The following is a 15819-nucleotide window of genomic DNA, read 5'->3' as shown; positions in this document are numbered from 1 at the left end:
GTTTGGTGATGCTCGCAAGCCTCGCTTTGTTGGCAGGCGCGGCTGCCCAACCCGCGGCTGATACCGCGATAAGGCCGCCGCCTGCAGCCGCTCCGCCCGATGACGGCCAGTGGACGATGCCGGCAAAGAACTATGCCTCGACCCGCTACAGCGATCTGGCGGAGATTTCCGAAAGCAATGTCAAGAACCTGCAGGTGGCTTTCACCTTCTCGACCGGCGTAAACAAGGGCCAGGAGGCCGCGCCGCTCGTTGTCGGCAACACGATGTATATCGTGACCCCGTTTCCCAACATCGTCTACGCGCTCGACCTGTCCAAGCCAAGCGCACCGATGAAATGGAAATACGAGCCCAATCCGGAACCGGCGGCGCAGGGCGTCGCCTGCTGCGATGTCGTCAACCGGGGAGCAGCCTTCGCCGACGGGCGCATTTTCTTCAACACGCTCGATGGCCACACGATCGCACTGGACGCCGGCAGCGGCAAGCCGATCTGGAATACGCAGATCGGTAACATCAACATTGGCGAAACGATCACCATGGCGCCGCTGGTGGTAAAGGGCAAAGTGCTGGTCGGCAATTCCGGCGGCGAGATGGGCGTGCGCGGCTGGGTCAAGGCGCTCGACGCAGCCGACGGACATGTCGTCTGGACGGCCTACAGCACCGGCCCCGACAAGGACGTGCTGATCGGCCCGGATTTCAAGCCGCATTACGACACGGACAAGGGCAAGGACCTTGGCGTGACGACATGGCCGCCGGAAGCATGGAAGATCGGCGGCGGCAATATGTGGGGCTGGATCTCATACGATCCCGACCTAAATCTGTTCTTCCACGGCACCGGCAATCCCGGCCCCTGGAACCCCGACCTGCGGCCCGGCGACAACAAATGGACGGCCGGCATCTTCGCCCGCGACCCGGACACCGGGGCGGCGAAATGGTTCTATCAGTGGACGCCGCACGATCTGCACGACTACGATGGTATCAACGAGCAGGTTCTTCTGGACATGAACTGGCAGGGCCAGCCGCGCAAGGTGCTGGTGCGGCCGGAGCGCAATGGCTACGTCTATGTGCTGGATCGCACCACCGGCGAAGTCCTGTCGGCTCAGCCTTTCGGCCCAGTTAACTCCAGCAAGGGCGTGGATCTGAAGACCGGCCGACTCGTCGTAAATCCCGACAAGAAGACCGGCACTGGCAAGGTCGTGCGCGACATCTGTCCGACCGCGGCCGGCCTCAAGGATTGGCAACCGTCAGCATTCTCGCCGAGGACAGGCCTGCTCTACATCCCCCACAACAACCTTTGCATGGATGAAGAGGGCGTCGAGGTGAACTACATCGCCGGCACGCCCTATGTCGGCATGAACGTCCGTATGATCCCAGGGCCAGGCGGCAATCGGGGTGCATTCACTGCCTGGGATGTTGCCACCGCCAAGCCTGTATGGAACTTGAAGGAGAACTTTCCAGTATGGAGCGGTGCGGTGGTCACCGCCGGCGATGTCGTCTTCTACGGCACGATGGAAGGCTGGTTCAAGGCGGTCAGCGCCAGGACAGGGGAAATGCTTTGGAAGTTCAAGACGTCGTCCGGCATCATCGGCCAGCCGATCACCTACCGCGGTCCCGACGGGCGTCAATATGTGGCGATCCTGTCGGGCGTCGGCGGTTGGGCCGGTGCGATCGTGTCGGGCGACCTCGATCCACGCGACGCCACAGCCGCGCTCGGCTTCGCAAACGCCATGAAGGATTTGAAGGACGTGACGACGCCAGGAGGAACGCTCTATGTATTCCGCCTGCCCTGACGACTTCGACAGGCCCGTTGGGCGAAAAGCCGTCCGGCACATTGCCGCCGCGATCGGTGCGCTCGTCTTGTTTTCCGCCGCCGTAGTCGCTCATGCGCGCGAGTTGAGGGTATGTGCCGACCCCAACAACATGCCCTTCTCGAACGCCAGCGGCCAAGGTTTCGAGAATAAGATAGCGGAAATCGTGGCTGGCGAGCTTGGCGCCAAGCTTTCCTACGTTTGGTGGGCGCAGCGCCGCGGCTTTGTCCGCAATACGCTGAAGGCCGGGCTTTGCGACCTCGTCCCGGGCACTCCCGCCAACCTCGAAATGCTGCGCACCACCACACCCTACTACCGTTCCTCCTATGTATTCGTGATGCGCAAGGATGGCCCCGATATCACGTCCTTCGACGATCCGCGCCTGCGTGAGCTGCGCATTGGTGTGCAACTCATTGGCGATGACGGCGCCAACTCGCCTCCGGTCCAAGCGCTTGGCCGCCGTGGTATTGTCGGCCATCTGATCGGATACCCCGTCTATGGCGACTATTCAGCGCCAAACCCTCCGGCGCGCATCGTCGAAGCGGTGGCCAATGGCGAGGTTGACCTCGCCGTCGTCTGGGGGCCGCTCGCCGGCTACTTCGCCGCGAAGCAGAAGGTGTTGCTTAAGCTCACGCCAGTGACCCCCCGCATAGACGGGCCGATGCTGCCGATGATTTACGATATTTCGATGGGCGTCCGGCGTGAGGACGCCGCGTTGCGTGACGAACTCGATGCCGCACTTGCTAAGCACAAGGCTGAGATCGATTCCATTCTGACTCAGTTTGGAGTGCCTCGTCTAGACGCAGGCGGGAGTCCGGTGCGATGAAACGGGGGCTCGTCGTGCTCCTGTCCGCTACGCTGGCGCTTGCGGCATGCCAACGGGAAGAGCGCGACACACGTCCGCAATCCGCGCTCGGCTCCGGCGAGCAGCCGGCCCCCGTCACCACGTTGGAGCCTGGCGGCGAGCGGCCCTCTGTAAGTGACAACAAGGCTGCCGCTTTCGAGGCCAACGCCTTTCACCTTAGCGAGGGCAAGCGCCTCTTCAACTGGTTCAACTGCACCGGCTGCCATGCCAATGGCGGCGGCGGCATGGGACCGGCCCTGATGGACCAGAAATGGATTTATGGCAGTTCGATCGAGAGCATCCACGCCACCATCCGAGACGGGCGGCCGAACGGCATGCCAACATTCCGCGACAAGGTTCCCGACGACCAGATTTGGGAGCTTGCCGCCTTCGTCCGCTCGCTGGGCGGCAACGCGCCCTCCTCCGCCGCGCCTTCGCGCAACGATGATATGATGGTGCATCCGTCCGAGAACCGCCTGCCGGATGCCGCGACTTTGGGGAAGTCGCCGTGAGACGGCCCGTGTTTGCGGCGTTCGGCACGACCTGCGTGTTGCTTCTCCAGGGATGCTCCGGCTGGCAATCGGCACTCGACCCGAAGGGCCCCGCCGCCTCCGAATTGGCTTGGCTCATCTGGTTCTTCACCGGGCTCTGCGCGCTGATCTGGCTCCTGGTGATGATCGCCTTGGCAGCGCCACTTGCGATGCGATCGCGCACGCGCTCCGACCCGCTCGTGCTCGATCCAGGCGCCGAGCACCGCAAGGCGCGGGCGGTTTGGGCCGCGCTTGGCGCGACGACCGTGATCCTCGTCGGGCTCACTCTGTTAAGCTTCTTCGCCAACAGGACGCTCGCCGCCATCGGCTCGGACGCGGAGCTGACGATCCGGGTTACCGGACACCAATGGTGGTGGGAGGTACGCTACGAAAACGCCCAGCCGAGCCGCATCCTTACGACGGCCAATGAGATCCATATCCCCTCCGGCGAGCCGGTACGGATCATCGTGACCTCGACCGATGTGATCCACTCCTTCTGGGTGCCGAGCCTCGCCGGCAAGCTCGACCTCATCCCCGGCCATGAGAATGTCCTTGATCTCATGGCCGACAAGCCGGGCGTCTATCGCGGCCAATGCGCCGAGTTCTGCGGTCAGCAGCACGCCAATATGAGCACGTTGATCATCGCCGAGCCGCGGCCGGTCTTCGATGCCTGGTTGAACGACCAGCTTCGGTCCGCCGCTGCACCGGTAAGTGCTGAGGCCAGCGCCGGGGCGGAATTGTTCCTCAATCGTGCCTGCGTGATGTGTCACAAAATTGGCGGCACGGTTGCCGGCGGCACGGTTGCGCCCGATCTCACGCACATCGCGAGCCGGCAAACACTCGCCGCCGGAACGCTGACGATGAGCCGCGGCAATCTTGCCGCTTGGATCGCCGACCCGCAAGGCATCAAGCCGGGCGCCCACATGCCGGTGGTCGATCTCAATGGCGACGAACTCAATGCGATTGTCGCCTATCTGGAGGGGCTCAAATGAGCAGCTCCGATCTGACCAGCGAACGCGACCTGGTGCCGCAAGCAACCCCCAAGGGCGACCTTGCCCCAGAACGCGACGGGCCGCGCGATACCGGTCTTGACGATGCCACCCTGCATCGCTGGCTCGAACGGACCTGGCGAACGAAGCCGGGCATCATCGGCGCGCTGTCGAGCGTCGACCACAAGGTCGTCGCGCGGCGCTATCTCGTGACCGCTTTCGTCTTCCTGTGCCTGGGCGGGCTCAATGCAGTCGCCATGCGCATCCAGCTGTCGGGACCGCAACGCGGCCTGATCGGGCCGGATCTCTACAACCAGCTATTCACCATGCACGGCGTGACCATGATGTTCCTGTTTGCCGTACCGATCGTGCAGGCCACTGGCATATATCTGGTGCCGCTGATGGTCGGCACGCGCAACATCGCCTTCCCTCGCCTGAATGCGTTCAGCTATTGGATCTACGTCTCGGGCGGGATTTTTGCCTGGGCGTCGTTCGCGCTCAGCATGGCGCCGGACGTCGGCTGGTTCGCCTATGTGCCGTTGTCGGGCCCCGAATTCGGACCCGGCAAGCGCGCAGATGTGTGGGCGCAGATGATCACCTACACCGAAGTGTCGTCCCTGGCCGTCGCCGTCGCGACCATCGTCACCGTGTTCAAGCAGCGGGCGCCAGGCATGTCGCTCGACAAGATCCCGCTCTACGTGTGGGCGATGCTGGTCACGTCCTTCGTCGTCGTCTTCGCCATGCCGGCGGTGATGATCACCTCGACATTCCTGATCCTCGACAGGCTCGTCGGTACCCACATCTTCAACCCGGCCGAGGGCGGCGATGCCTTGTTGTTCCAGCATCTTTTCTGGTTCTTCGGCCATCCAGAGGTTTACATCATCTTCCTGCCGGCGACAGGCATGGTGTCGTCGATCATCTCCGCCTTCGCCAGACGCCCGGTCTTCGGGCATCTAGGACTTGTGCTGTCGCTGATCGCAGTCGGCTTTCTGTCGTTTGGCCTATGGGTCCACCACATGTTCGCGACCGGCCTGCCGAAGCTCGGCGCCAGCTTCTTCACCGCGTCGAGCATGCTGATCGCCATTCCCAACGGGCTGCAGATATTCTGCTGGCTGGCGACCTTGTCGGACGGCCGGCCGGTGATCCGGACGCCGCTGCTGTTCGTGTTCGGCTTCGTTTTTACGTTTGTCATCGGCGGTCTCACCGGCGTGATGGTAGCATCCGTGCCTTTGGACCTGCAGGTCCACGACACCTATTTCGTGGTCGCGCATTTCCATTATGTGCTGATCGGCGGATCGGTTTTTCCGCTGCTTGGCGCCGCCTATTTCTGGTTGCCCAAGCTCACCGGCCGCATGATGAGCGAGCGGCTTGGGCGCTGGCATTTTTGGATGGCGTTCATTGGCTTCAATGCGGCGTTCTTCCCCATGCATCTTGTCGGTCTCTGGGGCATGCCGCGACGGGTCTATACCTATCCGGCCGAGCTTGGCTGGGGAAACATCAACCTGTTCATCACCGCCGGCGCGGCGGTGTTCTTCCTGAGCTTCGTCCTGTTCACGTTCAACATGCTGCACGGCGCCTTGCGAGGCGCACCGGCGGGCAACAATCCCTGGGATGCCGGCACGCTGGAATGGGCGACGACCTCGCCGCCACCGAGCTACAACTTCGCCCGCATCCCCGTCGTCACCCACGCCGAGCCGCTGTGGGCCGAACGTGAGGCCTTGCCGGTCGCGACAGGCCTCCGCGTCGACGCGCGCGAACTTGTCATCTCGACGGTAGCCGAAGCGCGTCCCGACATTCGCGAGAAATCGGCCACGCCATCGATCTGGCCGCTGTTTGCGGCCATCGCTGTGGGCGCGACCTTCCTTTATTCGATCTTTACGCCCTGGGCCGTGGTCTGGGGCGCCTTGCCGATTGCTATCACGCTGATCGGCTGGTTCTGGCCAAAAGGCGATCCGGAGGACGAGGAATGAAACAGCGTCCCGCCGCCGATCTTTCCGCCCTGCCCACCTATGGAATTGGTCCGCGCAGCCCCACATGGTGGGGCACGCTCGGCTTCATGGCACTGGAAGGCACCGGCTTCGCGCTCGCCGCAGGTGCCTATCTCTACCTGGCGCTGTCGTGGCCGCAATGGCCACTCGGCGCGCCGCGGCCGAACCATTGGCCCGGAACCATCGTGACGCTGCTGTTGATTGTCAGCTTGGTGCCAAACCACATGCTCAACCGCTATGCTGAGCAATGCGCGATCATGCCTGTGCGGATCGGCCTCGTTGTCATGTCGCTGCTCGGGATTGCGCCGCTCGTCGTACGCTGGTTCGAGTTTCCGGCGTTGAACATCTACTGGGACACCAACGCCTACGGTTCGATGCTGTGGGTGCTGCTTGGGCTGCACACGACGCATCTGATCACCGACGTTGGCGATACCATTGTGCTGACGGTGCTGATGTTCACGCGTCACGGCAACAGCGGCCGTCGCTTCGGCGATGTTGGCGATAATGTCTTCTATTGGGATTTCGTGGTCGCCAGCTGGATCCCGATCTATCTCCTGATCTACTGGACCCCGAGGCTCGGCTGAGATGCGTGCGGTTGTGTTGGGCACTTCTTGGGGCGGACTTCTTTCAGGGCCACTGGCCTGGGCGGTATCGACGCAACTGAATTATTCGCTTGTGCATTGGCAATGCAATCGCCAGGTGCCGATCGTGCTGCCCATCGCTTTGGCGCTGGCGCTGTTTTCTCTGCTCGGCGGTGCTTTGTCATGGCGGGCAAAGCGGCTGGGCGGTGCCGCGTTCAAACCAGAACGCACGCGAGGGACAGAACAGTTCGTTGCCAACCTTGGCATGTTGTCCGCACTGCTGTTTGCCTTGGTGATCATAATGCAAGGCAGCGCCGCGCTCATCCTCGACTGGTGCGTGCGATGAGCTTAGACGCCTTCTTCTCCACTTCGATCTCCTACGGCCCCGGTTCGCAAGAGGCGGGATGGACGCTGGCGCTGCCCATCACTTTGCCGCTTGCGGCAGTCGCGCTGATCTATGCGGGCGGAGCGCTGCGACTCTGGCGGCGGAGCGACCGCGGCCGCTTTTTGCGAGTGCGCCAGGCGCTGTTGTTCGCAGCCGGGTGGATCGCGCTGGCGGCAGCGCTGGTCAGCCCGATCCACGCCTTGGGCGAGCGCGTGTTCACCGCGCATATGATCGAACATGAATTGCTGATGGCCGTTGCGGCGCCATTGCTGGTCGCTTCTTTACCGGCGGCGGCAATGATGTGGGCGCTGCCGGTATCGCTGCGACGGCCATTTGGCCATGCCGGGCATGCAAGTGTGGTTCAGGCGGCCTGGGCAGCGATAAGCCGCCCCCTAGCCGCCACTCTGCTCCACGGCGTGGCCATTTGGCTGTGGCACGTTCCAGCGCTGTTCCACGCGGCGCTCGAGCGCGGCTTTTTTCACTATGCCCAGCATGCAAGCTTTCTCGGTACCGGATTGTTGTTCTGGTGGGCGCTGCTGCCGCGGCACGGCCGAGAACAGGCCTATGGCAGCGCGGTCATGCATCTCTTTTTAACCTCCCTGCACACAGGGCTGCTCGGTGTTCTGCTCCTGGTATCGCCGCGGCTCTGGTACCCTGCAAACGCTACCGGCGCTGAGATTTGGGGCCTCAGCCCGCTCGAAGACCAGCAACTCGCGGGGCTTATAATGTGGGTGCCGGCCGGGCTGGTCTATGGCGGTGCGGCGTTGCTGCTGGCAGGACTGTGGATTCGTTCAAGCGGGCAAAGAGCCGGCCGGGAGGCATCCCATGCCCTTAACGCCGGTTAGAATGATGCTGCTGACGGTCGGCGCGGCTGCGGCCGGAGCCATGCTCGGCTTGACGGTGGCATCGCCCGGTTCACGGACGGAAGGCGCCGATGGGGGTGGGCACGAGCAATCGGGAAAGACCAACCGGATCTGTGTTGCGGCAATGTTCCTTATATTGCCAGTGATACTGGCATCGTTTGCCTGGTGGCAGCAGCAACGTACCGAGAGGGCCGAACACGAGGCGAACGAAGCGACCGGTGGCATCGCCACGCGGGCTGTACCGATCATGTCGGCGAACGGTTGCGCCGGTTGCCACACGATCAGCGGTGTGCCCGGCGCGCAAGGCCTGGTCGGGCCGCGCCTGGACGCCAGTCTGGCCGCTCGCGTCTATATCGGCGGCATCCTGTCCAACAATCCGGAAAACATGATCCGGTGGATTCGCGCGGCAAGAGACGTCAACCCGCGCACGGCAATGCCCTCGACCGGCATTTCCGAACAGGAGGCGCGGGACGTGGCCGCCTATCTCTACGCGCTTAAATGAAGGTCATTGATCGCCGCGCCGGGACCACAGGCCGCGTCCTGGATCATAGCCGACAACTGCCGCGAGGAAAAACACCAAAAGGCAGGCCAGCACGACCAGGAAGGAGATCGGGGTGAAGCGCAGATAAAGCGCGAAGCGGATCAGTTCGACCGCGTGGCTGAACGGATTGAGCATTGCCACGGTCGCAAGCACCGGGCCGGCCTCGGCGAGCCGCCAAAGCGGGTAAAGCGCCGTCGAGGCGAAGAACATGGGAAAAATGACAAAGTTCATCACCCCGGCGAAATTTTCCATCTGCGTGGAGAGTGACGACACAAGCAGGCCGAAAGCCCCCAGCATGAGCCCCGAAAGGACAAGCGCTGGCAACACGGCGAGATAACCGAGCATCGGCGGACGCACATCCCAGTAGCGCGCGACAACCAGGAACAGATAGACAAGCGGCAGGCCGACCACGACGCTGGCAAGCAGCCGGGCACCGAGCAGATACCAACGCGGTAACGGCGCGGTCAGCAACAGGCGCATGCTGCCCATCTCGCGGTCGTAGACCATCGCCAGCGAACTTGCCATGGCGTGAAACAGAAGCATCATCGCGGCGAGCCCGGGCACGACATAAACTTCGTAGAGGACATAGGTCTGATAAGGCGGCGTTGTCGACAAGCCAAGCACGGACCGGAACCCGGCGGCGAAAATGGCAAGCCAGACCAGCGGCCGGACCATCGCCGAAACCAATCGGCCGCGCTGCCGAAGGGTACGTAGCAGCTCCCTATGGAAGATGCCGTTGAGCGCTCGCAGCGCGTGGCGCCTTTTCATGCCGCAGCCGTGAGCTTCGCGAAGGCATCGGTCATGCTGGCGACGCCAAGCTCGGCCTCGATGCGGTCGGCGCCGCCCGCCCATTGCACGCGGCCAGCATGGAGCACGACGACATCGTCCTCAGGCGTCACCTCTTCCAGGAAATGTGTGGCCCAAAGCGCGGCTATGCCGCGCTCGCGGCATAGCCCATGCACATGGTGAGCGAGTGCCTGACGGCCCGGAACATCGAGCCCCGTGGTTGGTTCGTCGAGTAGGAGAATGCGCGGGCGGTGCATCAAAGCACGGGCGATTTCGACGCGCCGCCGCTGGCCGCCAGACAAAGATCGGACGGGATCATGAAGCCTGTCGAGAACCGCGAGACGGCCGAGCTCCTCGCGCATCCGGGCTTCCGCTACTTCGGCGGCAAGCCCATGCAAGGCAGCGTGATAGCGCAGATTCTCCGCGGTCGTGAGATCGAGGTCGAGGGTCTGCTGCTGGAATACGACTCCCATCGCGGCCAGTGCGGCCGCAGGATCGGTGCGCATCGCGTGACCGAATACCTGCACCGATCCGAAGCGGGCATGATAGAGACCTGTGACGAGCGAGAACAACGTTGTCTTGCCGGCTCCGTTGCGGCCGAGCAGGATGCAGACCCTACCCTGCGCAACCGAAAAGGAGACGGCGTCCAGAACTCGCCGCTGCTTGAAGCTGTGACTGACACTGTCGAGCGACAAAGCGTTCATGGCCCAACCACGACGCCCCACGGGCCGCGCCCGACGGGCAGTGATTTGAGCACTTCGTCGTTTTCCAGGTCGATGAAGGAAATGTCGCCGGAATTGCCGTTGGCACTGATCAGATGTTTTTGATCGTCCGACAGTGCGACATGCCAAGGTCGCTGGCCCACAAGATAGAGCCGACGCACCGCCAGCGTCCCGGTATCGACTTCGGCGACGCGGTTTGCTGGCCCAAGCGCGACATAGGCAGTGCCGCCGTTGCGGGACATCTCGATGCCTACGGCTTGGACGCCTTCACGGCGAATGCCTTGCACCTCAAACTGGACCTTGCCGGTCTGTGCACGCGTTAGGGTGTCGAACACCGTTACCGTGCCGCGAATTTCGGAAGACACCCACAAGCGCTTCCCGTCCGGAGAGAAAGCGGCTGCCCGCGGCCGTGTGTCGACCAGCAGATTGTCAACCAGTTCGAGGCTGCCCGCGTCGATGAGGTGCACCATGCTTGACGTCTCCGAGGTGCAGGCGACGTAACGGCCGTCGGGACTGACTGCCATGCCCTCTGGCTCGACGCCGACATCGACCGTACCGATCACCTGGGCGGCCGCGATGTCGACCACGGATACGAGGTTGTCGTTCTCATTGGCGACGAACAGCCGCTTGCCGTCGGGATGAACCACGAAGAATTCCGGATCGGCGCCTGTGGGCAGTTGGCCGACAATTTGCCGCTTGGCGAGGTCCACGACATCGATGCGGTTGCCGTCACCTTCAGCGACAAAAAGTATCTTCTTGTCGGCCGAGAGTGCCAGTCCGCGTGGCCGGCGCCCGACATCGATCGTCGCCGACAGCGTCATGGTTGCACCATCGATGACGGCCACTGTGTTGTCCTGCTCGTTTGAGACATAGATGGTTTCGGCGGCGGCAGGTCCGGCCAAAGCGGACAACAGCAGCGGGACCACAATCACGATTAGGACTTGCATGTGCTCTCCTCCAGGTCGATGCCCAGAGTATCAAGCGGCGTGCGTTGGTGCAGGAAGCCAGGCTGAGGCGAGCTGGAAACCAGCAACCGCGATCCAGCGATGAGTATGGGCTGGCGCATCTGGCCGTCCCAGGCACGGAAGCTGAGTCCCTGCCCCTTGAACCCGGCGAGAAGAAACTCACTGCCTCGGATGTAGACACTGATCGCTGCCGGATCGACGCTGTTCAGCCGCGTCGCGGCCTCCCCGACGCTCCGCACTGCCAGCCAGGCGGCGTAATCGCTCGACATCATCCAGCGTCCGGCCTGTCGCCTGAACCGCTCCTGCAGTTGCGTCGCACCCCACTCCTGATTAACGGCGCTCCAGCCGGTCGCCACCAGCCCTTGCGTGCCCACGACGGGCCGAGGCAATGCTGTGCGGCCCTCGAGATAGGCGCCGAACTCGTCGGCCTCGTCGGCGACGACGAGAACGTCGTAGTCGGCGACCTGGGTTGCGGCCGGTATTTCCGTTTGCAGGGTGACATGCCCTGTGTCGGCTCGGCCGTTTGCTGGTCGGAAGATCCACGCTTGGTCGACGGAGATTTCCGCGCCGAAACGCGCCGCTGCGCGCCGGAAGGCGGCAGCCATGGCCTGGTCTTCCGGATGCGGACCGACAAGCAGGAACCAGTGCCGCCAGCCCTTCCAGGCGAGATATTGCGCCAGCCCATCGGCCAGCATGGCGCGGCTTGGAATAGTGTGCAGCAGGTTTTTCCTGCATGCCTCCTGACGCAATGAGTCATCGCTGGCGCGGCTGTTGAACAGGAGCATCCGCTCGGCGCCCGTGGCCGCAAGCGCTTGCGTCAGCGGCCCCGCGTCGAGATCGGCAACGACAAAGGTGATCCCCTCGCCAGCAAACTGTCGTATCGCGTCCTGCGGCGGCTCGCCGGGTTTCAGCGATCGCTCCACCAGCCGGAAGCGCTGTCCCAGAAAGCGGCCCGTGCTATCGTCATCGGCGATGCCGAGACGGGCGCCTTGCACCCCATCATCGGCGGCGAAATGGTCCAGCGGCCCAAGCGGCATGGGCGGACTGCGCGTCTGGCCGAGATAGCCAATCGCTATCGGCTGAGGCTCGGCGGAGCCTGGAACGACAAACAACAACAGAGCAAGAAGCGCGGTGACCAACCTCTCTGCGCGGCGCCTCCGGCGCCGCGAGACTCCGTCGTCGTGCATCCAGCAATCCTTGTACCGAGGGAACTGCACGGCGGGCCCTGAACATTCGGGGAGTTGGATTAATTCCCGGCCAACGAAAAGGTTCCACTGGATCGTCATGCCTCGTGGCAACTGGCTGATCAGACACAGCTGTCAACGTACGATAAGAGCTTAAGCGCTGGCGATGCGGCGAAAGGCGTAGGGCGCGATGAGGTCTCCTCCGGTGCCTTCGGATGTCGAAAGGGCCTCCTCAACCAGCGTAGCAATCGCGGCATGGAGGGGCGACCTGACACATGCGGGATCAGTCGCAGCCGCATCGCCCGCCAGCGCCAGCGCCTGGCAACGGCAGCCGCCCCAATCAAATTCACGCCGCTCGCAGCTGCGGCAAGGCTCAAGCATCCAGTTCGTTCCGCGGAAGGCCTCGAATGCCGGTGAGTCCCGCCAGATATCGGCCAGCGGCCGCGAGCCGAAGCGCTCGAAGCGCAGTGATGGAATGGTCGCTGCCGCATGACATGGCAGCACGGCGCCGTCCGGTGCGATGACGAAAGCATCGCGTCCCCAACCACCCATGCAGGGCTTGGGATAGGTGGCAAAATGGTCGGCCAGGACGAAATCGATCTCCAACACGCCGACAAGTCGTGCCCGTGCCTCCTCCACAGTCGCGGCCTGATGCTCTATCGAGGCGCGATCGGGCAGCAGATGACGACGATTGAGCAGCGCCCAACCGGCATATTGTATATTGGCGATCTCCAACCGCTGGGCGCCAAGCGAGAGCGCCAGCTCGATGTAGTCCGGAACTTGCGCGATGTTGTGCCGATGGATCGGCGCATTGATCGTAAGCGCCAACCCGAGTTCCCGCGCCTGCCGGGCGGCAGCAAGCTTGTTCGCGTGAGCCCCGGAATGGCGTCCGATGCGCGCGGTCGTTTCGGCGTTGGCTCCCTGAAAACTCACCTGGACATGGTCCAGTCCAGCACCTGCAAGTGCTTCCAGCCGGGCCCCGGCAAGGCCAACACCAGAGGTGATGAGGTTGGTGTAAACACCGGCATGCGCAAGTGCCGAAACAAATTGTTCGAGATCCCGGCGCAGCATCGGCTCGCCACCCGAAAGATGCACCTGGAGAACACCCATATCCGCTGCTTGCTGGAAGAGGTCGAGCCAGCATTCCGTCGCCATTTCGCGGTCGGCTTTTAGCAAATCGAGGGGATTGGAACAGTAGGGGCACTGCAGAGGACAGCGATGCGTCAACTCCGCCAGCATGGCGATGGGTGGGAGCGGCACCTCCGTCACAGCCGCACCAAAAGCCGGTCGGCCCATTGTTGCAGAAACGCGCCGACGTCACGGTCGATCTCCCCGCCGTCGGCGTCGTATTCCAAAGCAAGAGACATCACCATAACACTGAACGGCGTCTTGCCGTCACAGCGCTGCAAGATGTCCAGCCCGATTGCGTCCGGCCAGAAAACGCGCTCGGGAGACAGCACCGCCCAAGCATGCCGGACCGGATCAAAGCGCAGGCGTACATAGGGCGCGAGTCGCGGGAGAGATTGCCGCGATACAAACGCTCTTGGGCGGTCCACCGTCATCTTATCGCCTCCGGACGAAAGCAGCCAGGGGGCACAATCCCCTCGCGCCCGTAGGCGTAGTCGAGTGCATCGAGCATCGCCCAAAGCACATCGCATTTGAAAACCAGGGAATTGACAACCTTCTGCTGGCGTTCTGCCGTGTCGGCGTGGCGAAGCACGTAGTCCAGCGCGAATTCGGAATCGCGCGCGGCCTGGTCTGGCCGTCGGTCGAAATAGGCGAGCGCGTCGGTGGTGACGAAGTCGTACCGAGCCAGCAAGGCGGGCACGCGTTCGGCGATAATATCGGGCGAGAAAAGTTCCGTGAGGGAAGACGCCACTGCCTCGAGCAGGGTATGGGAGGCGCAGAAATTGACATACGCTTCCACCGCGAAGCGCGTTGCAGGCAGCGCAAGCCGTTGATTTTTCACCTCTTCCGGCAAAAGACCGAGCGAGGTCGCGAGATGCAGCCAGCGCGCAATGCCGCCGCTCCGGCCGTCCTTGCCGTCATGGTCCTCGATGCGCTGACGCCATACGGCCCTGAATGCCGGATCCTCGGCATGGGAGAGGATGATGGCATCCTTGCGCGGGATTGCCTCCTGATAGCAATAGCGGTTGAGCGCCCACGCTTGCAGTTCGGCCTTTGACATCGCTCCCTCCACCATTCTGCGATGGTAGGGGTGTCGGTTGTGATAGCGCTCGTGACCGACTTGCAGAAGTACGGCGCGCAGATTTTGCGCGTCAAGACCGCTGCCGACCACATCGGAAAAATCGGTCACAGCACAAGCTCCATCCGGTCTTGCGCAATTTCCCATCCGGCCGCGCGCACGGCCAAGTGCTCAGGAGATGTCTCGTCCAAAACTGGATTTGTGTTGTTGATATGAATGAAGATGCGGCGACCGACCGGTATATCCTTCAGACGTGCGATCGCACCGTCAGGCCCGGACATGGCGATGTGCCCCATGCGCGCTCCGGTCTTCACGCCAACACCGCCCGTAATGAGCTCGTCGTTCGTGAATACCGTACCGTCGAGGAGAAGCATGTCGGCGCCGGCAATCCGTTGCTGCAATCTTTCATCGACGGCTGTACAGCCGGGGACGAAGAGCAACGAACGGCTTCCTTCCATCAGGCGAACCCCTATGGTTCCGCCATCGGCGTGACGGAGCTCGTGTCGGCCGTTATCTTCAAGAAAGAGCGCCACCTTGCCGGGAACGGGAAAGACCTCGATGCGGACGCCGATTTCCGCCCCCCCAGCATCGCGAAGATCAACGACGCCTTCAGCGGGAAGGCGGCGGCGCGAAACAATCCGAGCATCGAGGACATCGAAAATCGAATTGGAGGCGATGACCGCAAGGACCTGCTCGGTTGCATAGAGGGCAAAGGATTGTCGCTCGCGCAAGCTGAGGAGCCCCGCAATCTGGTCGACCTCGGCGCCGGTCACGACCACGGCGGCCATCGGCGTGGCACGGGCCGACATATTCGAATGCGGCTGGAGTTCCGTATTATCCGCGATCTGCTGGCGGATGTCTGGAGACGCGTTGAAAAGAATCCACCGTCGCCCGTCTGAGGATGCCGCGACACTGGTCTGAAGGCGCGAGCGGACGCCGGGAGCGCCCGCTCGCGCCGCCCTGTTGAGCCGGTCGTTGGCGTTCCACTGGGGAAAACCGCCACCCGCTGCGGATCCAATTATCCTAATCCACACGCCGTGACGAACTCCAGTTGCTATTGCACCAGTGTCAGGCAACCAAGCGAGCACAGCCGATGCCGAACCCGCCGGTGCGTCATTTCTTCTTGATTTCGGCAGGCAGATAGCGGGATATTTCCATGCCCGCCGCGACTTCGCATATGACGGGCTTCTTCCAAGTCCTCTTCATGATCTTCTCCGATCTTGCTGCCGCGAATGGAGCGGCCAATCCCATAAGCTCCTAGCCGCGCCTTTGTTCCCGATGGGGTCTTTTGGTCCAGACCGTGCCTCCCCTTCTGTGGACCATCTGTCGCGACCGTCTAACCTAGGCCGGCGGCTGCCAGTCCGAAGACCCAAGCCTATTGCAACGACCAGTAATGCAGGCGCCAGGCCATCATCTGACGTCTTGGACCA

The 15819-nt window shown here is 62.8% G+C and carries 17 protein-coding genes; 9 read left to right on the top strand and 8 right to left on the bottom strand.

Annotated features, from left to right (window positions below):
• Positions 1-8: 8 nt before the first annotated feature.
• From X744_RS160285 to X744_RS0136405, 9 genes are read left to right on the top strand one after another with little or no spacing between them, the layout of a single operon-like run.
• On the top strand, positions 9-1787 hold the full coding sequence (locus X744_RS160285; protein ID WP_280948944.1) for a methanol/ethanol family PQQ-dependent dehydrogenase: 1779 nt from the start codon (positions 9-11) through the stop codon (positions 1785-1787).
• Entirely contained in the window at positions 1768-2631 is an 864-nt protein-coding gene (locus X744_RS160290) for a substrate-binding domain-containing protein (protein WP_023758485.1), read from the top strand. Before X744_RS160285 ends, X744_RS160290 begins: the two co-directional genes overlap by 20 nt.
• Positions 2628-3161, top strand: a complete 534-nt coding sequence (locus tag X744_RS160295) for a c-type cytochrome (RefSeq protein WP_023758484.1) — start codon at positions 2628-2630, stop codon at positions 3159-3161. Before X744_RS160290 ends, X744_RS160295 begins: the two co-directional genes overlap by 4 nt.
• Entirely contained in the window at positions 3158-4171 is a 1014-nt protein-coding gene (gene coxB / locus X744_RS160300; protein WP_023758483.1) for a cytochrome c oxidase subunit II, read from the top strand. The genes X744_RS160295 and coxB overlap by 4 nt, the downstream gene beginning before the upstream one ends.
• The gene (ctaD, locus tag X744_RS160305; RefSeq protein WP_023758482.1) at positions 4168-6138 is read left to right on the top strand and encodes a cytochrome c oxidase subunit I; all 1971 of its coding nucleotides are present in this window, start codon (positions 4168-4170) and stop codon (positions 6136-6138) included. Before coxB ends, ctaD begins: the two co-directional genes overlap by 4 nt.
• On the top strand, positions 6135-6740 hold the full coding sequence (locus tag X744_RS160310; RefSeq protein ID WP_023758481.1) for a cytochrome c oxidase subunit 3: 606 nt from the start codon (positions 6135-6137) through the stop codon (positions 6738-6740). The genes ctaD and X744_RS160310 overlap by 4 nt, the downstream gene beginning before the upstream one ends.
• Before the next feature lies 1 nt (position 6741).
• Positions 6742-7083, top strand: coding sequence for a hypothetical protein (locus X744_RS160315; RefSeq protein ID WP_023758480.1), 342 nt, complete (start codon positions 6742-6744; stop codon positions 7081-7083).
• The gene (locus tag X744_RS160320; RefSeq protein WP_023758479.1) at positions 7080-7967 is read left to right on the top strand and encodes a cytochrome c oxidase assembly protein; all 888 of its coding nucleotides are present in this window, start codon (positions 7080-7082) and stop codon (positions 7965-7967) included. Before X744_RS160315 ends, X744_RS160320 begins: the two co-directional genes overlap by 4 nt.
• A 4-nt stretch (positions 7968-7971) precedes the next feature.
• Entirely contained in the window at positions 7972-8487 is a 516-nt protein-coding gene (locus X744_RS0136405) for a c-type cytochrome (RefSeq protein WP_245266520.1), read from the top strand.
• 3 nt (positions 8488-8490) lie between these two features.
• On the opposite strand, the gene X744_RS160325 is transcribed toward X744_RS0136405, so the two are convergent.
• From X744_RS160325 to pqqB, 8 genes are all read right to left on the bottom strand, one after another.
• Positions 8491-9294 carry an ABC transporter permease gene (locus X744_RS160325; RefSeq protein WP_023758477.1) on the bottom strand — a complete coding sequence of 268 codons (804 nt, stop codon included), beginning with the start codon at positions 9292-9294 and terminating at the stop codon, positions 8491-8493.
• A complete protein-coding gene (locus X744_RS160330; RefSeq protein ID WP_023758476.1) occupies positions 9291-10016 on the bottom strand; it encodes an ATP-binding cassette domain-containing protein in 726 nt (241 codons plus the stop codon). The genes X744_RS160325 and X744_RS160330 overlap by 4 nt, the downstream gene beginning before the upstream one ends.
• Positions 10013-10981 carry a PQQ-dependent catabolism-associated beta-propeller protein gene (locus tag X744_RS160335; RefSeq protein WP_023758475.1) on the bottom strand — a complete coding sequence of 323 codons (969 nt, stop codon included), beginning with the start codon at positions 10979-10981 and terminating at the stop codon, positions 10013-10015. Before X744_RS160335 ends, X744_RS160330 begins: the two co-directional genes overlap by 4 nt.
• On the bottom strand, positions 10969-12186 hold the full coding sequence (locus tag X744_RS160340; RefSeq protein ID WP_084025301.1) for an ABC transporter substrate-binding protein: 1218 nt from the start codon (positions 12184-12186) through the stop codon (positions 10969-10971). Before X744_RS160340 ends, X744_RS160335 begins: the two co-directional genes overlap by 13 nt.
• 150 nt (positions 12187-12336) lie before the next feature.
• On the bottom strand, positions 12337-13479 hold the full coding sequence (pqqE, locus tag X744_RS160345) for a pyrroloquinoline quinone biosynthesis protein PqqE (protein WP_050589501.1): 1143 nt from the start codon (positions 13477-13479) through the stop codon (positions 12337-12339).
• On the bottom strand, positions 13449-13745 hold the full coding sequence (gene pqqD / locus X744_RS160350) for a pyrroloquinoline quinone biosynthesis peptide chaperone PqqD (RefSeq protein WP_023758472.1): 297 nt from the start codon (positions 13743-13745) through the stop codon (positions 13449-13451). The genes pqqE and pqqD overlap by 31 nt, the downstream gene beginning before the upstream one ends.
• On the bottom strand, positions 13742-14536 hold the full coding sequence (gene pqqC, locus X744_RS160355) for a pyrroloquinoline-quinone synthase PqqC (RefSeq protein WP_156938502.1): 795 nt from the start codon (positions 14534-14536) through the stop codon (positions 13742-13744). Before pqqC ends, pqqD begins: the two co-directional genes overlap by 4 nt.
• A complete protein-coding gene (gene pqqB, locus X744_RS160360; RefSeq protein ID WP_023758470.1) occupies positions 14497-15423 on the bottom strand; it encodes a pyrroloquinoline quinone biosynthesis protein PqqB in 927 nt (308 codons plus the stop codon). The genes pqqC and pqqB overlap by 40 nt, the downstream gene beginning before the upstream one ends.
• Between the last annotated feature and the right edge of the window lie 396 nt (positions 15424-15819).

The organism is Mesorhizobium sp. LNHC252B00 (assembly GCF_000502955.1).
Classification (GTDB): domain Bacteria; phylum Pseudomonadota; class Alphaproteobacteria; order Rhizobiales; family Rhizobiaceae; genus Mesorhizobium.
Note: the sequence above shows the minus strand (reverse complement) of the source record. Positions and strands in the feature narration are given on the sequence as shown.

Bases quoted from the DNA above. Each gene is read 5' to 3' on its own strand.
- pqqD (WP_023758472.1), bottom strand. From the start codon at position 13,745: ATGACGGTGGACCGCCCAAGAGCGTTTGTATCGCGGCAATCTCTCCCG.
- X744_RS160320 (WP_023758479.1), top strand. From the start codon at position 7,080: ATGAGCTTAGACGCCTTCTTCTCCACTTCGATCTCCTACGGCCCCGGT.
- X744_RS160330 (WP_023758476.1), bottom strand. From the start codon at position 10,016: ATGAACGCTTTGTCGCTCGACAGTGTCAGTCACAGCTTCAAGCAGCGG.
- X744_RS0136405 (WP_245266520.1), top strand. From the start codon at position 7,972: ATGCTGCTGACGGTCGGCGCGGCTGCGGCCGGAGCCATGCTCGGCTTG.
- X744_RS160290 (WP_023758485.1), top strand. From the start codon at position 1,768: ATGTATTCCGCCTGCCCTGACGACTTCGACAGGCCCGTTGGGCGAAAA.
- X744_RS160315 (WP_023758480.1), top strand. From the start codon at position 6,742: ATGCGTGCGGTTGTGTTGGGCACTTCTTGGGGCGGACTTCTTTCAGGG.
- pqqC (WP_156938502.1), bottom strand. From the start codon at position 14,536: ATGGGAAATTGCGCAAGACCGGATGGAGCTTGTGCTGTGACCGATTTT.
- X744_RS160310 (WP_023758481.1), top strand. From the start codon at position 6,135: ATGAAACAGCGTCCCGCCGCCGATCTTTCCGCCCTGCCCACCTATGGA.
- pqqE (WP_050589501.1), bottom strand. From the start codon at position 13,479: ATGGGCCGACCGGCTTTTGGTGCGGCTGTGACGGAGGTGCCGCTCCCA.
- X744_RS160340 (WP_084025301.1), bottom strand. From the start codon at position 12,186: ATGCACGACGACGGAGTCTCGCGGCGCCGGAGGCGCCGCGCAGAGAGG.
- X744_RS160335 (WP_023758475.1), bottom strand. From the start codon at position 10,981: ATGCAAGTCCTAATCGTGATTGTGGTCCCGCTGCTGTTGTCCGCTTTG.
- X744_RS160285 (WP_280948944.1), top strand. From the start codon at position 9: ATGCTCGCAAGCCTCGCTTTGTTGGCAGGCGCGGCTGCCCAACCCGCG.
- X744_RS160325 (WP_023758477.1), bottom strand. From the start codon at position 9,294: ATGAAAAGGCGCCACGCGCTGCGAGCGCTCAACGGCATCTTCCATAGG.
- ctaD (WP_023758482.1), top strand. From the start codon at position 4,168: ATGAGCAGCTCCGATCTGACCAGCGAACGCGACCTGGTGCCGCAAGCA.
- X744_RS160295 (WP_023758484.1), top strand. From the start codon at position 2,628: ATGAAACGGGGGCTCGTCGTGCTCCTGTCCGCTACGCTGGCGCTTGCG.